This window comes from Actinoplanes sp. NPDC051633 (genome assembly GCF_040681735.1).
GTDB lineage: Bacteria > Actinomycetota > Actinomycetes > Mycobacteriales > Micromonosporaceae > Actinoplanes.
In genome coordinates, this window is sequence record NZ_JBFAZH010000872.1 from 1 (window position 1) to 3,357 (window position 3,357).

Here is a 3,357-nt window from a genome sequence, read left to right on the forward strand (position 1 = left end):
GCCTGCACGTGGACGGACCGGCGACACCGGATGCCGCGGCCCGCAAGCGGGAGCAGGCGATCAGCCGGCGGCGCACCGATCGCCGCGCGTTCGGAGATCGGCCCGTCAGCGAGGAGACGCTGGCCACCCTCCGGCGGGTCGTCGAAAAAGAGGGCGCCTACCTGCATGTGGTGCCGCATGACCAGGTGCCGATGCTGGGCATCTCGGTCGAGCAGGCCGCGGACGCCGAATCGTTCGACCCCGGCTACCGTTCGGAGCTGACACAGTGGACGAACCGCCCGGCGTGGACCGGCGACGGCGTGCCGCCGGCCACGGCCGTCTCCCCGGCGCTGCGCCGGGTGCCGGTGCGCGACTTCGCGCCGCAGGGCGGGGACGTCCTGACGGCCGGCGACGACCACGACCAGGGCGCTGAGTACGTGATCGTGTTCGGCAACGGCGTCGAGCCGCGCGACCTGCTGCGGGCCGGTGAGGCGTTGTCCGCGCTGCTGCTCGAGGCGACCGCCGAGGGCCTGTCGACGGCGCCCATCACCGAGGCGGTCGAGGTCGCCTGGTCGCGCAGCATGGTGCGTGAGCTGGTGTCCGGCCTGGGCGAACCGTACGTGGTGGTTCGTCTGGGGTACGTCGAATCCGCGGAGCCGCTGCCCGCGACGCCGCGGCGGGCGGCCGGCGAGACGATCACGTTCGTCGACTGAGCCATTCCTGGTAGGCGGCCACGGCCGTGGGCAGCGTCGGGAAGATGCGCTCGCGGCCGACCGCCTCGGTGAGACCGTAGGCGGTGAGCGAGTCCAGCAGGTCCTGCTTGACGCGCGCCAGCCCGAAGACGATCCCGCGCCCGGTGAGCTCGGCCCGCAGGGCTTCGACGGCGTCCAGGCCGGTGCTGTCCACCTCGACGTTCGCCTCCGCGTTGAGCACGAACCACCGCACCGGCTCCCGCTGGGCGGCGACGGCGTCGAGGGCCCTGCGGCGGAAGTTGTCGGCGTTGGCGAAGAACAGCGGCGAGTCGTAGCGGTAGACCAGCAGACCCGGCACCGTGGTGGCGCTCGGGTAGTCGTCAATGTCGTGCATGCCGGCCAGGTTCGGCACGAAACCCTGCACGGCGTCGTGCGGACGGGCGACGCGGTACAGCAGCTCGGCGACCGACAGCCCCACCGCCAGCAGCACGCCGGTGAGGATGTCGAGCACCACCACACCGGCCAGCGCGGCGAAGGCCAGCAGCAGCTCCGTCTTGCGGAAGGCGGCCAGCTTGCGGAAGCCGGCCACATCGACTAGGCGGACGGCCGCGTAGACCACCAGCGCGCCGAGCGCCGCCGACGGGAAGAGCGCGAGCGCCGGCCCGGCGAAGAGCAGCACCGCGGCGACGAAGGCAAGGGCGACGAGCGAATACATCTGGGTACGCGCGCCGCCCGCGACGGCGAGCGCGGTGCGGCTGCCGCTGCTGCTGATCGGGAACCCGCGCAGCAGTCCGGCGCCGATGTTCGCCGTACCCAGCGCCAGCAGCTCTTGATTCGCATCGACCTGCCCTGCGGAGGTCTGGGCCGCGAACGCCCGCCCGGTCAGCACCGTGTCGGTGTAGCCGACGACCAGCACCCCGACCGCTGGGAGCAGCAGCTGCTGCAGCTCGCCGAAGTCGGGCAGCGCGGGCGTGGGCAGGCCGCGGGGCACCTCGCCGATGACCGCGACGCCGTAGCGCTCGAGGTCGAACACGACGACCGCGAGGGTGGCCAGCAGCACCACGATGAGCGGCACCGGCAGCCGCGGGAACCGCCACCGGCCGAGGAACAGCAGCGCCAGCACGGCCAGGCCGAGCACCAGGGTCGCCGGGTCGGCGCCGGTGACGTTGCGGACGAACGACGCCAGCTCCGCCGGGATGCCGTCGCCCTCGACCTCGACGCCGGTCAGCTTGCCGAGCTGGCCCGCGATCATGGTGACCGCCACCCCGGCCATGTAGCCCACCAGGATCGGCCGGGACAGCAGGTCGGCGACGAAGCCCAGGCGGGCGGCGGAGGCCACCAGGCACATCACGCCCACGACGACGGCCAGGGCGGCGGCCAGTCCCGCGTACCGTCCAGGGTCGCCCGCCGCGAGCGGCGCCACCGCCGCGGCCGTCATCAGCGCCGTGGTCGACTCGGGCCCGATGGACAAGTGCCGCGACGAGCCGAACACCGCGTACAGCGCCAGCGGCGCCAGGATCGCCCACAGCCCGGCCACCGGCGGCAGCCCGGCGAGGCCGGCGTAGGCCATCACCTGCGGCACGAGATACGCCGCGACGGTGACTCCGGCGAGCAGGTCGCCGCGCAGCCATGACCTCTGGTACGCGCGCAGCACGGCCACGCCGGGTACCAGCCGCCCGATCGGAGTCGCCAAGGATGCCCCTCCCGGCCGTGCACGAGATCACCTGACGTCAGGATCCTCGCGCACTGCGGCCCCGAAGGGCACCCTTGGCCCGGTCACCGGATTTCAGGCCGGCACGGTGGCCCGCGTGGATTCGGCCCGGCTGCGGATGCCGATCAGCATCTTGCGTTCCATCACGAGGCTGCCCGGTTCCATGACCAGCCGGTCGGCGAGCTTGCGGGCGAGCGAGGCGCCGGTCTGCATGATCCGGTTCCGGCTGATCAGCCGGGTGCCGCCGTCCTGGGCGGCCAGCGAGAACGACCACACCCACTGCTCGTCCTCGGAGCGGAAGACCAGCGCGCGGTCCGGTTCGCAGACCTCGACCCGCATACCCGGCCCGTTGTTGCCCATCGGCAGGACGTCGCCGACCGCCAGCTTCTGGAACTCGGGCAGAATCCGGTCGGCGCTGTGCATGCCGAGCCCGAACAGATTCTCGATCCAGTCATAGGTGTACGCGCCGCCGCGGCCACTGCCCATCTGCACGAGCCACGGCCAGACCCGCTCCGGCGGCGCGCCGACGGTGATGGCGCGAGTGCTGATCATGTCGGCCTCGGGCGCCAGGTCGTCGCCGGGCAGTGTCCGGCGCTGCTCCTCCTCGGTGGCGCCCCAGGTGAGGTACCAGTGCCGCAGGACCGGCGCGTACGCCGCGGCGGCGGCCAGCATCAGGCCGCCGCCGAGCCAGGCGGCCCGTCTCATCGGGACAGCACCACCTTGAGTGCGGCGCCGGTCTACGAGTCCCTTCATGATTCCTCCTCTTGCCTTCACGCTAGGGATCGGCGTCGCCGGCCGGCAGGGCCAGAGGTCCCCTCGCCGCCGATGCGATCGATGCCGATGGTCCCGCACGGGGCGGCCCTCGGCCCCTGCCGTCGCGTCGCGCGGGTCGCGAAGGTGGTTCTCAGGGGAGGAGTGGCCACGCAGACCAGGAAAATCGCCGGCTCGGCGCGGCCGAGCCCACCTGAGAGGGGC

General features: G+C 72.9%; 3 protein-coding genes. 1 reads left to right on the forward strand and 2 read right to left on the reverse strand.

Annotated features, from left to right (window positions below; translation table 11 throughout):
- Positions 1-692: nitroreductase (locus AB0M20_RS33640; protein WP_364304369.1), on the forward strand; the 692-nt coding region annotated here is incomplete at its 5' end.
- Here AB0M20_RS33640 and sulP read toward each other — a convergent pair.
- A complete protein-coding gene (sulP, locus tag AB0M20_RS33645; protein ID WP_364304370.1) occupies positions 676-2,364 on the reverse strand; it encodes a sulfate permease in 1,689 nt (562 codons plus the stop codon). The genes AB0M20_RS33640 and sulP overlap by 17 nt on opposite strands.
- 93 nt (positions 2,365-2,457) lie before the next feature.
- Entirely contained in the window at positions 2,458-3,087 is a 630-nt protein-coding gene (locus tag AB0M20_RS33650; protein WP_364304371.1) for an SRPBCC family protein, read from the reverse strand.
- Positions 3,088-3,357: the final 270 nt, after the last annotated feature.